This window comes from Paraburkholderia solitsugae (assembly GCF_013177695.1).
GTDB lineage: Bacteria > Pseudomonadota > Gammaproteobacteria > Burkholderiales > Burkholderiaceae > Paraburkholderia > Paraburkholderia solitsugae.
Genome location: NZ_WOEY01000053.1, coordinates 100,234 through 120,700 on the forward strand (window position 1 = coordinate 100,234; position 20,467 = coordinate 120,700).

At 63.3% G+C, this 20,467-nt stretch carries 19 protein-coding genes; 10 read left to right on the plus strand and 9 right to left on the minus strand.

All coding sequences use genetic code 11. The features are described from left to right. The first annotated feature begins 250 nt into the window (after positions 1–250). The 6 genes from GNZ12_RS13250 (at position 251) to GNZ12_RS13275 (ending at position 8,307) form a co-directional block, all read left to right on the plus strand. Positions 251–2,500 (plus strand): TonB-dependent receptor, encoded by a 2,250-nt coding sequence (locus GNZ12_RS13250; protein ID WP_172310750.1) that lies wholly within the window; start codon positions 251–253, stop codon positions 2,498–2,500. 10 nt (positions 2,501–2,510) lie between these two features. After that, positions 2,511–3,257 carry a tetratricopeptide repeat protein gene (locus tag GNZ12_RS13255; RefSeq protein ID WP_172310773.1) on the plus strand — a complete coding sequence of 249 codons (747 nt, stop codon included), beginning with the start codon at positions 2,511–2,513 and terminating at the stop codon, positions 3,255–3,257. Beyond that, positions 3,254–3,937, plus strand: coding sequence for a Fe2+-dependent dioxygenase (locus GNZ12_RS13260; protein WP_172310751.1), 684 nt, complete (start codon positions 3,254–3,256; stop codon positions 3,935–3,937). The genes GNZ12_RS13255 and GNZ12_RS13260 overlap by 4 nt, the downstream gene beginning before the upstream one ends. A 371-nt stretch (positions 3,938–4,308) precedes the next feature. Then, entirely contained in the window at positions 4,309–5,073 is a 765-nt protein-coding gene (locus GNZ12_RS13265) for a 2Fe-2S iron-sulfur cluster-binding protein (RefSeq protein WP_172310752.1), read from the plus strand. A 13-nt stretch (positions 5,074–5,086) separates the two neighbouring features. Beyond that, positions 5,087–6,088, plus strand: coding sequence for an FAD binding domain-containing protein (locus tag GNZ12_RS13270; RefSeq protein WP_172310753.1), 1,002 nt, complete (start codon positions 5,087–5,089; stop codon positions 6,086–6,088). Further along, positions 6,085–8,307, plus strand: coding sequence for a xanthine dehydrogenase family protein molybdopterin-binding subunit (locus GNZ12_RS13275; RefSeq protein ID WP_172310754.1), 2,223 nt, complete (start codon positions 6,085–6,087; stop codon positions 8,305–8,307). The genes GNZ12_RS13270 and GNZ12_RS13275 overlap by 4 nt, the downstream gene beginning before the upstream one ends. Before the next feature lie 76 nt (positions 8,308–8,383). Here GNZ12_RS13275 and GNZ12_RS13280 read toward each other — a convergent pair whose 3' ends face one another. After that, on the minus strand, positions 8,384–8,953 hold the full coding sequence (locus GNZ12_RS13280; RefSeq protein WP_172310755.1) for a cysteine hydrolase family protein: 570 nt from the start codon (positions 8,951–8,953) through the stop codon (positions 8,384–8,386). A 150-nt stretch (positions 8,954–9,103) separates the two neighbouring features. Between GNZ12_RS13280 and GNZ12_RS13285 the strand changes: the two genes are divergently transcribed. The 4 genes from GNZ12_RS13285 to GNZ12_RS13300 all read left to right on the plus strand — a co-directional run bounded on the left by GNZ12_RS13285 (position 9,104) and on the right by GNZ12_RS13300 (position 12,790). Continuing rightward, positions 9,104–9,691: a nucleotidyltransferase family protein gene (locus tag GNZ12_RS13285; RefSeq protein WP_172310756.1), complete on the plus strand. Its 588-nt coding sequence runs from the start codon at positions 9,104–9,106 to the stop codon at positions 9,689–9,691. Between the two features lie 144 nt (positions 9,692–9,835). Then, a complete protein-coding gene (locus tag GNZ12_RS13290; protein WP_172310757.1) occupies positions 9,836–11,407 on the plus strand; it encodes a UdgX family uracil-DNA binding protein in 1,572 nt (523 codons plus the stop codon). Between the two features lie 335 nt (positions 11,408–11,742). Continuing rightward, positions 11,743–12,447: a PIG-L family deacetylase gene (locus GNZ12_RS13295; protein ID WP_172310758.1), complete on the plus strand. Its 705-nt coding sequence runs from the start codon at positions 11,743–11,745 to the stop codon at positions 12,445–12,447. A 202-nt stretch (positions 12,448–12,649) separates the two neighbouring features. Next, the gene (locus GNZ12_RS13300) at positions 12,650–12,790 is read left to right on the plus strand and encodes a hypothetical protein (RefSeq protein ID WP_165924003.1); all 141 of its coding nucleotides are present in this window, start codon (positions 12,650–12,652) and stop codon (positions 12,788–12,790) included. A 54-nt stretch (positions 12,791–12,844) separates the two neighbouring features. Here GNZ12_RS13300 and GNZ12_RS13305 read toward each other — a convergent pair whose 3' ends face one another. The 8 genes from GNZ12_RS13305 to tnpA all read right to left on the minus strand — a co-directional run bounded on the left by GNZ12_RS13305 (position 12,845) and on the right by tnpA (position 20,261). After that, positions 12,845–13,912: a 2-aminoethylphosphonate aminotransferase gene (locus tag GNZ12_RS13305; RefSeq protein WP_172310759.1), complete on the minus strand. Its 1,068-nt coding sequence runs from the start codon at positions 13,910–13,912 to the stop codon at positions 12,845–12,847. Positions 13,913–13,923: 11 nt separating this feature from the next. Beyond that, positions 13,924–15,090 carry a phosphonopyruvate decarboxylase gene (gene aepY / locus GNZ12_RS13310; RefSeq protein WP_172310760.1) on the minus strand — a complete coding sequence of 389 codons (1,167 nt, stop codon included), beginning with the start codon at positions 15,088–15,090 and terminating at the stop codon, positions 13,924–13,926. Then, the gene (gene aepX, locus GNZ12_RS13315; RefSeq protein WP_172310761.1) at positions 15,087–16,823 is read right to left on the minus strand and encodes a phosphoenolpyruvate mutase; all 1,737 of its coding nucleotides are present in this window, start codon (positions 16,821–16,823) and stop codon (positions 15,087–15,089) included. The genes aepY and aepX overlap by 4 nt, the downstream gene beginning before the upstream one ends. Positions 16,824–16,950: 127 nt before the next feature. After that, on the minus strand, positions 16,951–17,169 hold the full coding sequence (locus tag GNZ12_RS13320; RefSeq protein WP_172310762.1) for a hypothetical protein: 219 nt from the start codon (positions 17,167–17,169) through the stop codon (positions 16,951–16,953). Between the two features lie 245 nt (positions 17,170–17,414). Then, positions 17,415–17,903 carry a hypothetical protein gene (locus GNZ12_RS13325; protein WP_172310763.1) on the minus strand — a complete coding sequence of 163 codons (489 nt, stop codon included), beginning with the start codon at positions 17,901–17,903 and terminating at the stop codon, positions 17,415–17,417. A 14-nt stretch (positions 17,904–17,917) separates the two neighbouring features. Then, complete coding sequence (tnpC, locus tag GNZ12_RS13330; protein WP_172310764.1) at positions 17,918–19,441, minus strand: IS66 family transposase; 1,524 nt, start codon at positions 19,439–19,441, stop codon at positions 17,918–17,920. Positions 19,442–19,506: 65 nt separating this feature from the next. Continuing rightward, positions 19,507–19,854: an IS66 family insertion sequence element accessory protein TnpB gene (gene tnpB / locus GNZ12_RS13335; RefSeq protein WP_201788172.1), complete on the minus strand. Its 348-nt coding sequence runs from the start codon at positions 19,852–19,854 to the stop codon at positions 19,507–19,509. After that, positions 19,848–20,261, minus strand: coding sequence for an IS66 family insertion sequence element accessory protein TnpA (tnpA, locus tag GNZ12_RS13340; RefSeq protein WP_172310679.1), 414 nt, complete (start codon positions 20,259–20,261; stop codon positions 19,848–19,850). The genes tnpB and tnpA overlap by 7 nt, the downstream gene beginning before the upstream one ends. Positions 20,262–20,467: the final 206 nt, after the last annotated feature.

Sequence of the window (20,467 nt, forward strand, 5' to 3'; positions counted from 1 at the left end):
CAGCCCCCCGCGCACCCAGAAGTCGCCAACCCCACCCTTTCGCCGCCCATTTTCGTCGATTCAGACGCTAACCCACCCAATTGACACATTCATCTCAGCGTCACATTTTAAGATTTTTGATGAGAACGCTTCTCAATTACAACTGGATTGCATAGAATGCACGCCGAAAACACTTTGTAATAAACATGGAATACCTGGGTAAGGAACGCGTTGCGCGCCCGGTCACCAGCACTCAAGAACGGGGATAGAAATGAAGTTGCGGTCCGACGAACCGAAGCTCGGCAAAATCAGCACGACGTTGTGCAGCATGTTGGCGGCCGGCCCCGCCCTCGCACAGGGCACGCCCGGCACGCCACCGCCCGACAAGGAAAGCCAGCTCGCGCCAATCGCCGTGCAAGGCCAGGCGGACGACGGCTTCAAGACCGACCACTCAGCCTCGGTCAAATTCACCGCGCCGCTGGTCGATACGCCGAAATCCGTGACCGTGATTCCGCAGGAGTTGATCAGGAGCACGGGCGCCTCAACGCTGACGGAAGCGCTGCGCACGGTGCCGGGCATCACCTTCGGTGCCGGCGAAGGCGGCAATCCCCTCGGCGACCGGCCGTTCATTCGCGGCTACGACGCCCAGGGCAGCACCTTCGTCGACGGCATGCGCGACATCGGTGCGACCACCCGTGAAGTGTTCAATGTCGAAAGCGTCGAAGTGACCAAGGGTTCGGACGGCGCCTACGGCGGCCGCGGCGGCGCGGGCGGCAGCATCAACCTGATCACCAAGACGCCGCATCTGGGCAATTCCGCCGACGGCAGCGCAGGGCTCGGCACCGACCGTTATCGCCGCTTCACCGCGGACGGCAACTGGCAAATGGCCGATCACGCCGCATTCCGGCTGAACGTGATGAGCCACAACAACGACGTGGCCGGCCGCGACGCGGTCAACAACGAGCGCTGGGGCATCGCGCCGTCGTTCACCTACGGTCTCGGCACGCCAACCCGCGTCACGGCGAGCTACTACCACCTCACGACCGACGACCTGCCGGATGGCGGTATTCCATACTTCTACACAACCACCAACAAGCCGGCCAATGTCGACACGATCTATCCGGCGAACGTGGACCGTCACAACTTTTACGGCCTGATCGACCGCGATTTCCGCAAGACGACCTCGGACGTCGGCACGGTGCGCATCGAACACGACATCAACAGCAACCTGACGATCCGCAACACCACGCGTTATACGAAGTCCACTCAGGACTACATCTGGACGCAGCCGGACGACAGCCAGGGCAACGTCGTCAACGGCATGGTATGGCGCCGCGCGAATACGCGCGCCAGCGACGTCTACAGCCTCGCGAACCAGACCGAACTGTTCGGCGAGTTCAAGACCGGCGTCCTGAAGCACAGCTTCACCACAGGCCTCGAACTATCGCGCGAATCCAGCGTGAACGATTCGTACACCGTGGCCGCTGCCACCGGCGCAATCTGCAAAACCAAGGGTATCGGTGCGGCGTCCGGCTATAACTGCACGAGCCTGTGGTCGCCGAATCCGAACGATCCGCGGGCCGGCTCGGTCAAGCAGACAAACGATCCGACCCAGCAGCGCACCACCACCAAATCACTGTATGCGTTCGATACGATCGAACTTACCAGGCGCTGGCAGGCCAACGTCGGCTTGCGCGTCGACGATTACTCGACCGATCTCCGCAACACGGTGGCCAACGGCGGCAAGCGCACCTCGCGCGACGACACGCTGTTCAACTACCAGTTCGGCCTCGTCTTCAAGCCGGCTTCGAACGGCAGCGTGTATGCGTCGATCGCGACCTCGTCGACGCCGGCCGGTGCCCTGCTCGGCCAGGGCAGCGAAACACAATCGCTGACGCCGGGCCGTGGCGGTGTCGGTGCGAACGCGGATCAACTCGCCCCGGAAAAGAACCGCAGCATCGAGCTCGGTACCAAGTGGAATGTGCTGAACAACCACCTCTCGCTGACGGGCGCGCTGTTCCAGATCGACACGACCAACGCACGTGTCACGCTGCCGAACAACGAATACGCGATGGTTGGCAACAAGCGCGTGCAAGGTTTCGAATTCGGCGTGGCCGGGCAACTAACGAACAAGTGGCAAGTGTTCGGCGGCTACACGTACATGAAGAGCCAGTTGCGCGACAACGGCAAGACCACGTCGGATAACGGCCACCAGTTCCCGAACACGCCGAAGAACAGCATCAGCCTGTGGACCAACTACGACGTCCTGCCGAAGTTCACGATCGGCGGCGGCGCGTTCTACATGTCGCAAGTGTACGGCGACACGGCGAATCTGCGCGCAGTGCCGTCGTACTGGCGCTTCGACGGCATGGCGATGTACCGGATCAACAAGAAGGTCGACCTGCAACTGAACGTGCAGAACATCTTCAACCGGACGTATTACGACCAGGCGTATCCGGCGCACTATGCGTCGATCGCAGCCGGGCGCTCCGCCTTCCTGACGCTCAACGCGCATTACTAAGCACGGCATGATGGAACAGGTGACGCTGAAGGCGCTGGCGAGCGTCTCGCATGACGAACTGGCCGCGATTCTCTCCGGGCCGCCCGCCCAAGCCGCCGCATGGGTGGCGGCCACCGCGCACAACGGCATCGTCGAAGCGCAGGCGGTGTACGGCCAGTATCTGCTCGACGGTCACGGTGTGGAACGCAATGCCGAAGAAGCGTTGACCTGGTTCAAGCATGCGGCCCGGCAGGATCATCCGATGGCGATGAACATGTTGGGCCGCTGCTACGAACACGGTTGGGGAATCACCGCGTGCGCGCCGGTGGCGGTCTACTGGTACCGGCTCGCGGCGCAGGCGGGACTCGATTGGGGCATGTATAACTACGCGTCGGCGTTGGCGCTCGGCAATGGTGTGGCGTGCGATCGTGCGCAGGCGCTGCAGTGGTTCCGGCGCGCCGCCGACATGGGTCACGTGAAATCGCTCAACTATATCGGCAGCTTTTACGAAGACGGCTGGGCAGTCGATGCCGACGCAAGCATCGCGCTCGACTATTACCGGCGCGCAGCGGTAGGCGGCGATTTTCGCGGTCAGTTCAACTATGCACGGCTACTGGCCGGGCGTGGCGAGATCGAAGCCGCGCTGCCATGGTTGCGGCGTGTGCCCCACACGGCGACGGCGGCGTTTATCGCGAAGATGCAGGCGTGGCTGGCCGCTTCGTCGATTGATGCATTTCGTGTGTTGGCTGAAGAAATCAATGAAGAGGTGCGCGCATGATGCTGCATCTGCAAGGCGTACTCAGCAAACAACAGGTCGCGCAATGCCGCGAAGTCCTCGACGCGGCGTCATGGATCGACGGCAATGCGACTTCCGGCGAACAGTCGGCGCAGGCCAAGCGCAACCAGCAATTGCCCGAAGGGTCCCCCGCCGCGCGCGCGATGGGCGATGCAATTCAGGACGCGCTCGGCCGCAATCCGCACTTCTTTTCCGCGGCATTGCCGCTGAAAGTCTTTCCGCCGCTCTTTAACCGCTACGCAGGCGGCGACGGTTTCGGCACGCATGTGGACAACGCGATCCGCCAGTTGCGCGGCACCGACTTCCGCATCCGCAGCGATCTGTCGGCCACGCTATTTCTCGCTGAGCCGGAGTCCTACGACGGCGGCGAACTCTGCATCGAAGACACCTATGGCGTGCATCGCTCGAAGCTGCCGGCCGGCGATATGGTGCTCTACCCTGCTTCGAGCCTGCATCACGTGAGCCCGGTGACGCGTGGCGTGCGAGTCGCGTCGTTTTTCTGGATTCAGAGCATGGTGCGCGACGACGGCGAACGCGCCATGCTGTTTCAACTCGACAACGACGTGCAACGTTTGGCCGCCGAAAAAGGTTCGAACGATGCAACCGTGGTCAGTCTCACCGGCATTTATCACAATCTGCTGCGCCGCTGGGCCGACGTCTGATTGGGCGGACTCATCGTCCCACGCAAAACAGTCTTTCTTTTTTCGCCTGGAAAGAAGACGCCTCCGCATCTTTACTTTCTCGTTCGTTAAGTGCAACGTCGGTAATTGACACGCGCTGCTGCGTTTTCAGTTGCGCTCTCCCCGATTCGATCCGATACGCCGTGACTCACTGGCGGGTCTCGGCGGCCCCGTTGCGCTGTGTCGACAACCTGTTGCATTCGCAACGGCATCGAAATTGCTGAGTGTGATGAGCTAGACGGCGACGCTTCGGATACCGACGCATCAGGGATCCGCACGTTGGTTACCCGCGTGTCGGTTACCCGCATGTCGCCATGCCTGCATTGACCTTTCAATGGAGCCAGCAAACCGTCATGTCCACGAAGAACGATCGTCAGGATTCGGCCGACGAGCCCGACGCCGCCCCACCCCAACCCTCGCGCCGCCGCTTCCTGCAATCGGCTGCCGCTGCTGCTGCCGCCGTCGGCGCGGCGCCGCATCTGCGCGCACAAACCCAAACGCCGGCCGCGCCGCCGCCCGCCGAGGTGCATGCACCGGTGCCGGCGCGCCCGGTCACACTAACCGTCAACGGCCGCGCTTACACGCTGCAACTCGAACCGCGCGTGACCTTGCTCGATGCGTTGCGTGAATACGCGGGCCTGATGGGTACGAAGAAAGGCTGCGACCGCGGACAATGCGGCGCCTGCACGGTGATCGCCGACGGCCGCCGCATCAATTCCTGCCTGACACTTGCCGTGATGCATGAAGGCGAGGCCATCACGACGGTTGAAGGACTCGCCAGCAACGGCGCGCTAAGTTCATTGCAGCAAGCCTTCATCGAACACGATGCCTTCCAGTGCGGCTACTGTACGCCCGGGCAGTTGTGTTCCGCGACTGCCCTGCTGAACGAATTCCGCAACGGCACGGCCAGCACCGTGACCGCCGATGTCCGCCGCCGTCCGGCGCAACTTTCCGACGACGAAATCCGCGAACGCATGAGCGGCAATATCTGCCGCTGCGGCGCGTACGCGAATATCGTCGCAGCGGTGCGCGCCGTGCATGAGGGCGGTGGGCAGAATAGCGCCAGCGGCAGCAGCGCCATTAGCAACGGCAGCAGCAATAACCGCGTCAACGCCTGACGGAGCGACCAGCATGGATGCGATCTCTTACGAACGCGCCGGCGATGTCGCCGGCGCCGTGCGCGCAGTGCAGCAACCGGGTGCGATGTTCATCGGCGGCGGCACCAATCTGCTCGACTTGATGAAAGGCGGCGTGGCGCGGCCGATGCGGCTCATCGATATCACGCACATCAGCGGACTCGATACGGTCACCACGCTGCCGAACGGCGGCCTCCGCATCGGCGCCCTGGTACGCAACAGCGACGCCGCCAATCACTCGCTGGTGCGCGAACAATATCCGCTGCTGTCGCAAGCCTTGTTGGCCGGCGCCTCGCCGCAACTGCGCAATATGGCCACCGTGGGCGGCAATCTGATGCAGCGCACCCGCTGCGGCTACTTCTACGACACCGCCTTCACGCAGTGCAACAAGCGCATGCCAGGCAGCGGCTGCGCGGCGCTCGAAGGCCACAACCGCATGCAGGCGATTTTCGGTGCGAGTCCGCAATGCATCGCCGTAAACCCGTCGGACATGAGCGTGGCGCTCGCCGCGCTCGACGCCGTCGTGCGCGTCACTGGTCCCGCGGGCGAGCGGACGATTCCGTTTGCGGAGTTTCATCGGCTTCCCGGTGACCGGCCCGATGTCGATACAAGCTTGCAGCCGGGCGAGTTGATTACCGCCGTCGATTTGCCGCCCCCTTTGTTCAGCGCGAACTCGCACTATCTGAAAGTGCGTGACCGCGCCAGTTACGCATTTGCGCTGGTTTCAGTGGCCGCTGCATTGCAGATGGACGGCAACCACGTGAGAGTTGCGCGCATCGCGTTGGGCTGCGTCGCGCACAAACCGTGGCGGGCAAGCACCGCCGAGCAGATGCTCAACGGCCAGCCGCTCACGCAGACGAGGCTGCACAACGCCGCGGCCGCCGCGTTACGCGATGCGAGGCCACAGCGTGACAATCGTTTCAAGGTGCAGCTCGCGCAACGCGCGATCGTGCGCGCAGTGAACCAGGCCGCAGGCCGCACTGGAGGTGTCGCGTGAACCTGATCGGTCAACCCATGGACCGCATCGACGGTCTGCTTAAAGTCACCGGTGAAGCGCGCTACGCCGCCGAGTTCCCCGAGGCGCGGCTCGCGCATGCGGTGCTCGTCACCAGCACGATTGCGCGCGGCACGATTACGTCGATCGATGCGAGCCGCGCGCAGGCGTTGCCAGGCGTGCTGCTGGTGATGACGTATCAGAACGCGCCGCGCCTGCCGAATGGCGGCAAGCCCGGCTTGGCGCCGCCGGGCGGCAGGCACCTGTCGCTGTTGCAGGATAACCAGATTCAATACAACAACGAACCGGTCGCGGTGGTAGTCGCCGATACGCTCGAACATGCCACCGATGCCGCGCATCAGTTGCGCATCACCTACCAGAGCAGCGCCGCGACACTCGATTTCGCGCAGGCGAAGCCGAACGGACATGCGCCCGATAGACCGCAAGGCCGCATCACCGACACGCAACGCGGCAGCTTCGAGGACGGCATGCGCAGCGGCACGGTCCACGTCGACGCCGTTTACACGACGCCGATCGAGCATCACAACCCGATGGAGCCGCACGCCACCATGGCGCGCTGGGACGGCCCGCAACTCACGCTCTACGACTCGACGCAAGGTGTGAGCAATGCGGCGCAGGCGGTCGCCCGAACCTTCGGCATGTCACCCGGCGACGTGCGCGTGATTTCGCCATTTATCGGCGGTGGCTTCGGTTGTAAGGGATCGTCGTGGTCGCACGTGTCGCTGTGCGCGATGGCGGCGAAACAGACCGGGCGTCCGGTGCGCCTCGTACTCGAACGGCCGCAGATGTTCGGGCCCGTCGGCGCGCGTCCGCATACCGAGCAGCATCTCACGCTTGCCGCGCGGCACGACGGCACGTTGACCGCGATACGCCACGACAGCATTTCGAACACGTCGATGTTCGAAGACTGGACCGAGACCTGCTGCATGGTCACGCGCATGTTGTACACCGTGCCTAACCAGGTCACGACGCACCGGATCGTGCCGATGAATCTCGGCACGCCAACCTTCATGCGCGCGCCCGGCGAGACAACCGGCTCGTTCGCGCTCGAATCGGCAATGGACGAACTCGCTGCGGCATTAAAGATGGACCCGCTCGCGCTGCGCATCAAGAATTACGCCGAGTCCGATCCGCAGGAAAACAAGCCGTGGTCGGGCAAGTCCTTGCGCGAGTGCTATCAGATCGGCGCGGAGAAATTCGGCTGGTCGCGGCGAACCGGCGCGCCGCGTTCGATGCGCAACGGCACCACGCTGATCGGCATGGGCATGGCCACTGCCACCTATCCGGCCAACCGCAGCGAAGCCGCGGCCATCGCGCGGATTCTGCCGGACGGCAGCGCCATGGTCGCCTCCGGCACCCAGGATCTTGGCACCGGCACCTATACGGTGATGACCCAGGTTGCCGCCGATGCACTCGGCTTCGCGCCGGAAAACATCCACTTCGCGCTCGGCGATTCGTCGTTGCCGAGAGCCCCGGGCTCGGGCGGCTCGCAATCGGCGGCGAGCGTCTCGCCGGCCGTGCGCGATGCCTCGACCCAGGTGCGCAGCCAGTTGATCGCGTTGGCACTCGCCGACGAGGCCTCGCCGGTGCACGGCATCGCGCTCGACGACATCACGGTGGAAAACGGCTGGGTCATCAGCCGCTCACAACCGGCGAAGCGCGACCCGGCGGCGGCGATCATCGCGCGCTCAGGCGGCAAGCCGATCGAAGCCACCTCGACGGTCAAACCCGGCGACGAGAGGCAGAAGTACTCGCTTCACTCGTTTGGTGCCGTGTTCGCCGAAGTCCATGTCGATGCCGACCTCGGCACGATTCGCGTGCCACGCGTAGTCGGTGTGTATGACGTGGGGCGCGTGCTGAACGAGAAAACAGCGCGCAGCCAGTTGATGGGCGGCATCGTGTGGGGCGTGGGGGCGGCGTTACAGGAAGAGACCTCGCTCGATACACGCTATGGGCGCTTCACCAACGCGAATCTCGCCGAGTATCACGTGCCGGTGAATGCCGACATCGGTTCGCTCGACATCACGTTCATCGATCGGCCCGATCCCTACATCAACTCGCTCGGCGTGCGCGGCATCGGCGAGATCGGCATTACCGGCGTGCCGGCGGCGATCGCGAATGCGGTGTATCACGCGACCGGCGTGCGCGTGCGCGATCTGCCGGTGACGCTCGATAAGGTGATGGGGACGATGCAGGTGTGATGGGGCACGTGGATAAGCGCCGCCGCGCATGCGGTGCGGTTGCGCTGCCTGCGTGGACCGAATCGCTGCTTACGCGCTAAGCGCGTGACGCGCGGCCGACGATCTCGGCGGTGGTAGCGATCTCCGCATAATCCATCGCGAGGTTTGCGAGCGACAGGGCGTGAATATCCTCGGCGGCCCACATGCGGCCGTTCAGATCGCGCATGTCGAACGTGAAGGCTGCGTCGCCCGCCACCAGCGTGGTGAAGCCGAGGTTACCGGCCGTACGCGCGGTGGCTTCGACCGAGTTGTTCGTGATCACGCCCGCGATCACCACCTGATCGATCTGCCGGGCGCGCAACCAGCGTTCGAGTCCGCTCGCGACAAACGCATCGGGCACGTTCTTTTCGACGACATGCTCGTGACCGTTCGGCTCGAACGCCGCTTGAAACTCGACGCCGCTCTGCCCCGGCCAGAATACCGAGTCCGGCTCACGGGAAATGTGGCGCACGTGCACGACAGGCCGAGCGGTGTCGCGCCAGTGGGCGAGCAAGGCCGCGAGATGGTGTTCGGCGTCGGGATTGTTGCGGCGGCCGAGCTTCGGAAACTGAATGCCCTTTTGCAGGTCGATCAGGATCAACGCGGCATTTTCGTCGAGGCGCTTCATGGCGATGAAAATCCCCTTTGATATGAGGTAAGCGGCTCATTGTACGGGCACTGCCGCGCATGACGGCACGCCTCGGCCGATACATTGCCGCTTGCCTGCCAGTGCGTTGCATCGCACAATCGGTTTCATTCTTTCTACCGGTGCCCGCCCATGGCCTACGCCTCGCTTGCCACTGGCGTGTTGCTCGCCGCCGGCTTCGGCTCGCGCTTCGACCCGGACGGCCGGCACAACAAGCTGCTCGCGCTCATGCCCGACGGCACGCCAGTCGCGCACGAAGCCGCGCACCGGCTACTGCGGGTCGTCTCGCATGTGCTGGCGGTGGTGCGGCCGGGCTCGGACGCCCTCGCCCGCCTCCTGAACGACGCCGGTTGTGACGTCATGTTCGCCTCGGACGCCGAGCGCGGCATGGGCGCGAGCCTCGCCGCCGGCATCGAAGCCAGCGAAGACGCTGAAGGCTGGATCGTCGCGCTCGCCGACATGCCGCGCATCGCCACCACGACGATTGAAGCGGTGGCGCGTGCGCTCGACGGCGGCGCTTCAATCGTCGCGCCGTTTTATCAGGGACAGCGCGGCCATCCGGTGGGCTTCGGCATCGAGCATCGGGACGCACTGATGACGCTCGACGGCGACACCGGCGCGCGCGCGTTGTTGATGTCGCAGCGTGTGATGCGGCTGGACGTCGACGACCCCGGGATTCTGCGCGACGTGGATACGCCGGAAGATCTACGCAATGTGTAGCTTGAGCGGGACGGCGCCGTCTGCGAACCGGCGGGCTTGATCCAGGCCGGCGTTTGGGCGCATACTGTATATCCATACAGTATTTTTGAACGCGTGGATTGGCGCATGACGGCATGACGCTGCGCGCATCCACGGCGCGTCAGCATGAAACGCATTCCAATCGAACCGTCTTTCGCCGTATGGCGGCGCGCCGCGCGGGCGCTGCTGCGGCAAGGTGTCGAGCCGTCGCAGATCGAGTGGGTTGAGTCCGAGGGGCAAGGCGAAGCGTCAGTCTGCAATGGCAACGCCGACAATGGCAACGACAACGATTCGGCCGTCGGGCAAGATGCGCGGTTTTCGACAACATCAGGTACTGCAGGCATGTCTAGCGTGGCTGCGCGAGGCGCGCCCGAGAGCGAGTCCGAACCCGCGACGGCAAGTGCCTCCGACATAGGCACCCCTGCCGCCCTCGCCGCGCCCGCCATTCCCCGTGAACTCCTCTTCCGGCTGAAGACGGCTGCCTGCTTCCGCGCGCCGGACCGCTGGGCGCTGCTATACCGCATCCTGTGGCGCTGGACCCACGGCGAACGCCACGTTCTCGCCCTGAACGACCCCGACGGCGCGTTGCTCGATCAACGCATCCAGGCGGTCGAACACGAAACCGACGACCTGGTGATACTCACGCTGTTCAGGCGGCGCGATCCGTCGATGGGTCTGCCGGAATTCGTCGGCTGGTACGAGCCGCATCATGACCTGCTGGAGCGCGCCGCCGCGCGGTTCGCCGAGCGCATGGGCGATTCCACGTGGATGCTGGCCACGCCGCACGGCGCGGCGTTCTGGAACGGCATGCTGCTGCGCATCGGCCGGCCGGCAGCGGAGGAACACGAGCAAGCCGCGCACGCTTTATCGGAAAGCGCCATGACCGGCGAAGCGATCACCAGCACGCCCACCGAAGCGCTCTGGCTCGCGTATTACGCCAGCGCCTTCAATGGCGCGCCGTCGCCCGTGCCGCTGCGCTACTGGAGAATGCCGCCTGCGGGTCCACCGTTGCCCGCGCGGCTCGCACGCGAGCGCAGTCGTCTCGGCGCGCAAAGCGCTCCCGTCACCGTCCCACCCACGCCGCCAGTCGAGTATTCGGCGATGACACCGCCCTTGCAGGAACCCACTGGCCCGCTCGCCACCTGTCGGCGCTGCGCGTTATGGCGCAACGCGAAACAGGCGGTTGCGGGCGCCGGGTCCGCCCATGCGGCGATCATGGTGGTCGGCGAACAGCCGGGCGAGTACGAGAACCAGCATGGCGAACCCTTCACCGGCCCTGCCGGCCAACTGTTGGACACCGTGCTTGCGCGCGCCGGCCTGAAGCGGAAGGCGCTGTATCTGACTTATGCCGTCAAGCATTACAAATGGGAAACGTTCGACCAGCAGCGCGTCCATCGCACCCCCGTGCGGCGCGAAGTCGAGGCTTGCCAATACTGGCTGGATAAAGAACTGGCGCGGATTGCGCCACGCGTGGTCGTCACACTAGGCGCAACCGCGCTGAAAGCGCTGGCCGGCGCGCACGTCAATCTGTCGGAATACCTCGGTCAAACCATCGCCCTCGACGGGCGCCTGATCGTACCGACCTGGCATCCGTCGTATGCGCTAAGAACGGCCGACGCGAGGTTGCGCGACGACATCGTAGCGACCATTGCGACGGCGTTCAGCCGCGCGGCGGTGCTGGCGGCCGGCGGCGCGTAGCCAGCATGAGCAAAAACGTAACGCTCACAGGCGAGCGATTAATCAGGCTAACCGCTCGTATCTGAGCGGTGACGAGTGCGCGATGCACGCCCGACAGCACGCCGGCCAAAGGTGAGCAAGTTCGGGATAGGCCAAATGCATAGCGGTGAGCTTCTGCGGGAAGCCACGGCAGAATCAGCCCACCCAGGCATGTGGTTTGCGTCGATCAAAACGGTTACACAAGCCGCGCCAATTCCACCTAAGCTGATGTGACGCCGCCAATCCAGCAAGATTGTCTCGCGCAATATCGAAGCTTCGAGGGCGGCCCCGAGCGTTTCGAAACCACCCCACGCCCTATGAGCGAAACCAGCCCACGCCTTTTCATCGTCTCGCCCCATTTCGACGACGCCGTCTTCAGTTGCGGCGCATTACTCGCCGCCCATCCTGACGCCGCAGTCTGCACGGTATTTGCCGCACCGCCCGAGCAGGAGATGCAGACCGAATGGGATGAAAAGTCGGGTTTCACGAGCGCCCATCAGGCCATCCACGCCCGCACGGTCGAAGACAACCTCGCGCTAGAGGTGCTCGACGCGATTCCGCTGCGCATGCCATTTCGCGACGGCCAATATATGGACTCGCCGTCGATCGCCAGATTGGCGGCGGCGCTTGAAGAGACCATCTACCGCACGACCGCGAACACGCTGCTGATGCCGCTCGGGCTGGAACACGAAGATCACGTACGCGTGTTCGAAGCCTGCTGCGAAATCCTGCCGCGCCTGTCGCATCTCACGTGGTTCGCTTATGAGGACGCGATTCACCGCCGCACGGCGGGTGTCGTCGAGGCGCGGCTCGCCGACCTCGCGCAACGCGGCATCGTCGCGACGCCGGCCTATCCGAGCGCAGGCCATACGATTGACCTCCCGCGCCGCACGCAGCTCAAACGCGAAGCGGTCAACGCCTACGAAAGCCAACTGCGCGCGTTCGGCGCGGGCGATTACGACGATGTTTTCGCTGCCGAACGTTACTGGCAATTGAGCGTGGGCCACCGCAGGAAAAAGTAAGGGACGCACAGCGTGCTGGATCGCCTACGCTAGAAGGAAACGGTCGGCGTTTATGCGCATTCGACCGGGCGTACCGCCCGCGCCTCGACCCACTTTTCAGGCCCGCTTTTCGGTCCGTTTTTGAGCCCGTTTTTGAGCCCGCTTTTGAGCCCGCTTTTGAGCCCTATTCCTGACTCAAAGAGGTAACGCAATGAGCTACGACATGCATACCAGCCCGATTCCCGACCCGAATGCCGATCCGAACCGGGACCCGGAAGCCGATCCGCTTGTGCCGCCGTCGCCCGGTCATCACACCGAGGAGCCGCAGCGGCCCGATGGGCCGCCGGACAAAGACCCGGTGTGACGCCGCCGCGGTTGTCACCGGACGCGTGAATGAGCGTGTGAGTGAGCGCGTGCTTTAGCGTGTCAGCTCGGTACAGCCTTGCAGGAGACGGTCAATGTCGGCGGCGTGGATGTTGCCCATCGTCGAGATACGGAACAATTCGGCCGACAACCCGCCCTGACCCGCATAAATGACGAAACCGCGCGCCTTCAGCGAGTCGTGCAGTTGCGGATACGACACGCCGTCCGGCAAGCGATACGCGCGCAGCACCACCGACGACTGCTCCGGCGGCAACACACTACCGATGCCTCGCTCAGCCAGACCCGCGCGAGCCTGTTCGGCAAGCGCTGCGTAACGCGCGTGTCGTGCCCGCCAGCCGCCTTCGTCAGCGAGTTCGCGCAGCGCTTCGACCAGCGCGTAGTACGCATGGACCGACGGCGTGAACGGCGTATTGCGCTGGTCCTGCAAACGCGCGAGGCGCCCGAGGTCCAGGTAATACGTGCGGCTCGCCGCCTGCGCGAGCGCCGCGCGCCGCACCAGTACGAAGGACGCACCCGGTACGCCATGCAGACACTTGTTCGCGGTCGCCGCGACAGCGTCGAGACTGGTGTCGGCGAAATCGATCGCTTCCGCGCCGAAGCTGCTGACGCCATCCACCAGCAGACGCAGGCCGCGTTCGCGGCACAGCGCGCCGAGCGCCTGCAGATCGTTCAGGCGTCCCGTCGTCGTTTCGTGATGAATCACGGCGACGTGAGTGAACGCTTTGTCCGCGTCGAGGCGTTCGGTGATCTTCGCGAGATCCGGCGCCTGCATCCAGTCGTGCTTAAGCGACTCGTGCGCGATACCGTATTGCGTGGCGATCTGCGAAATACGCTCACCGTACACACCGTTTTCCACGACCAGCAGCTTGCCGTTTTGCGGCACCAGCGCGGCGGTCATGCTTTCAACCGCAGCCGTGCCCGAGCCGGTCATCAAGACCGCTTGCCATTCGCTGGCGTCGAGGCCGTAAAGATCGACCAGACGCCTACGCGCCTCTTCCTGCAGGTCGAAAAACTCGCTTTCGCGGTGGCACAGATCCATTTGCAACAGGCTGTTGCGGACGCGTTCGGTGAGCGTCACCGGGCCGGGATTGAGCAGCAGCATGAGTACACTCCTTAAGCGGCGCCGATGTGGCGCATCAGGCGCGTCTTCACATCGGGCGGGGTGATAGTGGGACGCGGCAGGCCATCGGGCGTACCGCGGCGAATCGCCAGTCGCGCGAAGCGCGGACCATGGGGCGACGGCGCTGTTTCGAACAGCTCGTCGATCACTTTGACGTCGTCGCTTTCAACCGCCGACGCGTAACCGCAAGCCGCGGCGACCCCCGCAAACGACACTTGCGACGACACCGTCGCCTGACCACCGGTCGAATCGTGCGCGCCGTTGTCGAGCAGCACATGCGTGAGATTCGACGGACCGTACGCGCCGAGCGTCGCGAATGCGCCCATGCGCATCAGCGCGGCGCCGTCGCCGTCGAGCGCGACGACGTGCAGGTCAGGACGCGCGAGCGCAAGCCCTAACGCGAACGGCGTCACGCACCCCATCGAGCCCACCATGTACAACTGGTTGGGACGGTCATCGATTGCATAGAGTTCGCGGCCGCAAAATCCGGTCGACGCGAGCACCACCGTCGATTCGAGCGGTGTGTGCGCGATGACTTTCTGCAACGCGTCGTGACGTGAAGCCAGCTCATTCGCTGCGACGTTCCTGAATTGCGAACGCGGCGCCACCGGCACACGACGCGGGCCTGCGTGGCCCTCTTTCAACTCGTACGGCGTCACGCTGCCCTTTTGCATCACGAGCGCGTAAGGGCGGCCGGTTTCATCCATGTGAGCGATGGCGCGATCCAGCGCCGGGCCGATCGCGTCGGCTTCGGTCGGGAAGGTCTCCCAGGGAATTTCCATCGTATCGAGCATCGCGGGCGTGACCGGGCCCATCAGCGCGTGCTGCGGTTCGTCCGCGACGCCGGGTTGCCCGCGCCACGTCACGATCAGCAATTGCGGCAGACGGAAGGTCCACGTGAGCGAGGTCAACGGGCTCACCGCGTTGCCGAGGCCGGAGTTCTGCATCATCGTGATGCCGCGCCGGCCGTTCTGCGCGCCGAGCGTGACGCCCGCGATCAATGCGACCGCATCACCTTCATTGGCCGCCGAGACGTAATGCAGCGATTCGTCCTGCAACACGTAGTTGATGAACGGTGTCAGATACGAGCACGGCACGCCGGCGTACCAGTCGAAACCGCGTTCGCGCGCCGCCTCGACGAATTCGGCTGCCTCGATCATTGCGCGGCTCCGCGGGTTGCGCCCGTGGGGTTGCTGACCGCTGCCGCGAACGGCGCTTGCCCGAGCGCGAAATCGCCGGCACGACGGAAGTCTTCCAGATCGTTCACGCCGCGCCAGTGGCCGTGCACGTATTGCACCTCGATCGCTTCACCCGCTTCGATCAGCGCATTCAGCAGCGCGGGCATATCGAGCGAATCGAAATCCCGGCGCGCTTGCAGCCTGGTGAGGACCGCTTGCAGACGCTCAAGGCCCTCGCCGCGTACATTCAGCAGACCGACCCAGCGACCGTGCGGCGTTTGCGAAGCGATGACGGACGTTGCTTCCTGCCCGCTCGACACGTGACGCAGCGTGACCTTGTTGCCGAACAGGCCGCGATCATCGGCTGCCGAGCACCATGCGAAGTCGCGCACGCTGGCGTTTTCCGCATCGGTCAGCGACGAATCGACCACTACGCTGAACGCGGCTTCGCTCTCGACCAGATCGCGCAGAATGTAGCTGCGGAACAGCAGATCGCCGTACGAGATGACCGTGTCGCCTGCGAGCTTGTCGCCCGCGACCCGGTCGACCGCGCAGGCGAGCGACGCCAGTTCGCCGGTTTGCGCGTGACGTTCATTGACGACCAGCTTGATACCGGCCGTATCGATCGCATCGGCGCGATAACCGCCGACCACGGTGATGTCGTTGACGCTCTGCTTCTTGAACGCATCGACGAGCCAGCGCAAGAGCGGCTTGCCCGCGATCGGCAGCATGACTTTCGGACGATCTTCGGTGACGGCTTCGAGGCCTTTGCCGCGGCTTGCCGCGAGCACGACGGCCGCGCCGGCTGCGCGACCGCTCGACAGATAGCGGTCTTCGGCTTCCGAGTATTCGTCGGCGTCTTGCAGACGGAAGATTTCGTTGACTGCGGCGATGCTGTCTTCGACGTTCACGAGCGTTTCGCTCGAGTGAATTTCCTTGACGACGGCTTGCATGGCCGAGGTCGCTGCGCGGATCAGATGATTCGCCCAGATGACCGTGCTGATGCCGGCCTCGCGGAACACTTCGGTGGGCGTGCTGTAGTACTTGGTCGGCACGATGACGAGCGGCCCGCGGCCGGCCCATTCGCGCGCGAACTCGAGGATTTCATCGGGGCGCGAGAGCTTGCTGTGAATCAGGATCGCGTCCGCACCGGCTTGCCGATAGGCTTCCGCGCGACGCAGGGCTTCGTCCATCCCCCAACCGGCGATGAGTGCTTCGACGCGGGCGACGATCGAGAAATTTTCATCCGACTGCGAGTCTTTACCGGCTTTGATTTTGCCGCAGAACTCGTCCATATCGGCGAGGGGCTGGGCTTCGCCGTTGATGAAGCTATTTGTTTTTGGGAATTGTTTGTCTTCGATACAGACGCCGGCGATGCCGCGTTGTTCGAGTTTGCGCACGAGGCGGCGCACGTTGTTGAAGTTACCGTAGCCGGTATCGCCATCGAGGAGGATGGGGAGATCGCTGGCGTCGGCCATGAATTCGAGGGTGTCGACGACTTGCGTCCAGCTGGCTTCGTTGTTGTCGCGCACGCCGAATTGGGCGGAGATGGCGAGGCCCGAACCCCAGATCGCCTTGAAGCCGGCTTCGCGGACGATACGGGCGGAGAGGCCGTTATGGGCCTCCATCATGAATTCGAGTTCGTTACTGACGAGCATCTGACGCAGGCGTGCGCTGCGCGAAGCGAAGATGAAAGCGGGTTCGCGGGCGTTCAATTTTTTTACTCCTGGTGGCGGGCTTATTGGGGCTCTTTTTGCCCTGCGGGCGGCTGGAAAATGGCGACTATAGCTGAAATCGTTTTTATTGGTTGTCTGGGTGGCATTTGGGTTTTTGATGTTGTTTTTAAGTGGGAAAATGTGTTGTTTTTTGCATTTCATGCAGTGTGGTTTGGATTTTGATTTGGATTTGGATTTTTTTGGCGTTATGTGGAGGAATGTGATTGCTGCCCGCAATTAGGCCCTGCGGGGCTTGGATTTGTGGGGTTTTTTTGACTGTTGTTTCTTTTATATTATTTGGCTGTTTTTTGTTTTTTTGTTGCCGTGATTTACTCGATTTCTTCATTAATTTTCTGATTGATCTATTAGTGTTGCCCCTGTATCTGTTTGCCTGCGGCGTTGGCCTTTCCTTGAATTTTTATTGGTTTATTAGCGTTGCCCCTGTGCGGGGCAATGCTCTCAACTTAAGCCCTCAAAGAGCTTGTAAACGAGGCATTGCCCCTGTAAACTTCATCGCATAACTCACTGATAAATCAACGATATGAACTCAAAGTATCCGTCAGCGGAACCCGTGTTGACGGTATCGCGCGGTTAGATGTCGACAATTTTTCGCAATAGAGCGTACGAGACCCGCCAATGGCCTTCCGATTCATTGACGGCGATAGACGCAGTTTTCGCGTTGAGCCTGACGATGATGCCGACTCGCTCACTCAGATGTTTGTCGGTGAAGCCAACAGTATCGCCAATGAAGAATTCCTCTCGTTGTGCTCGCGGCGGCGGAGGAGGAGTGTGAGTTGGGCCGTTTGCAGTGCCGGGGATAACCGCCGCGTATAGTACCGACCAACGCTGACGGCTCTGGTTGTCCTGGATCACCACCTGGGTTTGCCGCAACTCCACCACCGTTCCATGCGAAGGTGGTGCGAGCGGATCGCTCCCGATATAACTGACCTCCATTCCCAAATGCAAGCGTTGACGTACTTCGAGAATACGTCGCGGGTCGTCCAGCATTTTGCCGATGGCGAGATAGAGGCGATACAACTCGGCGCTGGGCGCCTGCCGAAGCGAGTCGAGAATGTCCATGGGCGACAAGGTGTTTATCGGGCGAGCGGCAACAGTTCGTGCACGCGGTTGAAAGGATACGATGGTAACTGCTCAAGCGTGCGCTCAAGCCACGCATAGGGCTCGATTCTGTTCAGGCGAGCCGTGCCGATCAGTGAATACATCGTGGCTGCCGCTCGAGCGCCACGCGGCGAGCCGGCGAACATCCAGTTGGCCCTTCCGATTGCAATGGGTCTGATCTGGCGCTCCAGCGCGTTGTTGTCTGGCAGCAGGATGCCATTCCCGGTATAGCGAATTAGCGCCTGCCAGTGGCGTAGTGCGTAACCGAAGGCTTTGGCGAGCGGCGCCTGCGGGAGCAAACCGATGACGTTGCCCTCCAGCCATTGCCGGAACTGTGCGAGCACCGGCAGCGCCTCGGTTTGCCGCGCCGCATATTTGATGTCAGGCGTCTGGTCCTTGATCCGCGACTCGATCGCATACAGGCGGGCGATCCACTGCAGTGCCTGCGCCGCAAGTCCCGGCTTGCTTTGCGCCTTCGCGATTTCGAAGAAGCGTCGGCGGCAATGGGCCCAACACCCGACCTCGACGATGTCGCCGCTGTCGTAGAGCGCGTCATGCCCACTGTACGCGTCCGCCTGCAGATAACCTTTGTACTTTTGCAGGTACCGCAGCGGATGCGAACCGGAGCGCGATTCCGCGAACTCGAACACGACCGCCGGCGGGTGGTCGACCCAGACGCCGTTCTCCTCGCGCTGGCCCGCGCCCAGGTATCCCCATAATCGTGCTGTGCGCGTCGCCGTGCGACCCTTCTCGAGCAATGGCAGTGTCGTGTCATCCACGTGCATGCGGGGTGCCTGCAGCTGGTGAGCCCGTAGCGGTGGCAGCAGCACTTCGAGCAGTTCGGCTGCCGCCAGCTTCCATTCGCACAGCGTTGCCCGGGGCAGATGCACACCACGTCGTGCATAGCGCATCTCCTGCCGGTTCAAAGGCAGGTGATCGACGTAGGTGTTGACCAGGATGTTGGCCAGCAGGCTCGCGCTCGCATTGCTCTTCGGCAGCGGCGAAGGCTGGGCACTTGCGGTCACGATGGTCGACTCGCCATCCTTCTTCGCCGCGTACTTGAAGCGGATATGCTCAATGACGGTGAGCCTCGACGGCTCGTAGTGCAGCGTCTCGCTGCGCTCCTCGCCGATACGCTCGAGCGAATCGAATGCGGCCTTCTGTTCGTCGTTCAGATCGTATTCAATGCGCGTGCGCGGCAGGTCCTTCGACAGGGCCGGACGCCCCTTGCGGGTATGGCCCGCGACCGGAGTCTCGGCCGGCTCGGGCGGAACAGGTAACTCCATGGCGGCATCGAACAGTTCCGCCTGGCCCGCCAGCCGCTCGGAACTGACGCCGAAGCGCGCGCGGTTCGCCTGGGCAATCTGGTGCTGCAGCGCTTCCAGCTGTTCCCACAGCACGCATGCCAGCCGGTTCTGTTCGAGCGCGAAGGCTTGCAGCGCATCGGGCTCGACCGGCAATTCCGCGACAGTGATGGCGGTGGGCGGCATGGCTATCATGATGCCCAACTCGCGCGACGTTTACAAGATCGGGGTGCATTGTATCTGCGCAGGCGAGAGCAAAGTCAACTCACGCGCGTCACCGCGACGGCGCGATGCGGCTCGCGCGCCGGGATCTCAATGCCCTCGAGCCAGGCGTTGAGTTCGGCGAGCGTGAAGCCGCGTTGCGCGAGCGCCAACGGTGACGGAAAGCGGCCCCGTTCAAGGCGCTTGTACCAGAGCGCGAAGCCGGTGCGATCCCAGTATAGGCATTTGACTTTCGAGCGGTCCCGGCCGACGAACACGAACAGATTGCCCGAGGCAGGGTTCTGGGCAAGTAGTGGTTCGACCAGATACGACAGCCCATCAATCGATTTGCGCATGTCGACCGGGTCGCGACAGATATACGCACGAACATCGGCTGCGATCAGCACCGTGTACCGCCGAGCTGTCCGAGCACGAAACGCACGATGCGCTCGGCATGAGCACCGGTCAGTTCAATGCGAACACCGGCGAGCGACAACGTCACGTGATCACGTGAAGACGACGAAGCGTCCAGCGCCAGTGACGGCGTCGGAGTGACTGGTGCGGCGTCCGGATGGGAAACGATAAATGCAGCGTCTGGTGTGACCGCGAGCGGGTACGCCTCTGCACGTGGCTCGCTCGAGAGCTTCTTGCGCCACAGGCCGAAGGTACTGACGGCGAGCCCCTGCTCACGACAGAAACGTCGAAGGCCCAGTCCGCTTGTGGTCCATGCCATGACCATCTCGCGCCAGAATGCTTCGCCTTGCCGGGGGCGTCGTGCGCCCGTCGGTACGGCCTCTCCCGTTGCGTCGTCCATCGCATTGCTCCGTCGTTACGATGGCATCACCTTCGCACCGCGCTTACGTGCATTCAAGACGGGATGCGCTGACGGATACAACTCAAATACCAGCGTCCTCGCGGCTTCTTGCTGAGTTCTCCGATTTCCTGCTCGATCCGACGCTCGCCGAGCGCGTGCGTCGCTCTCCCACCGCATTTACGCGCAATCGCACCCTGACCTTGCCG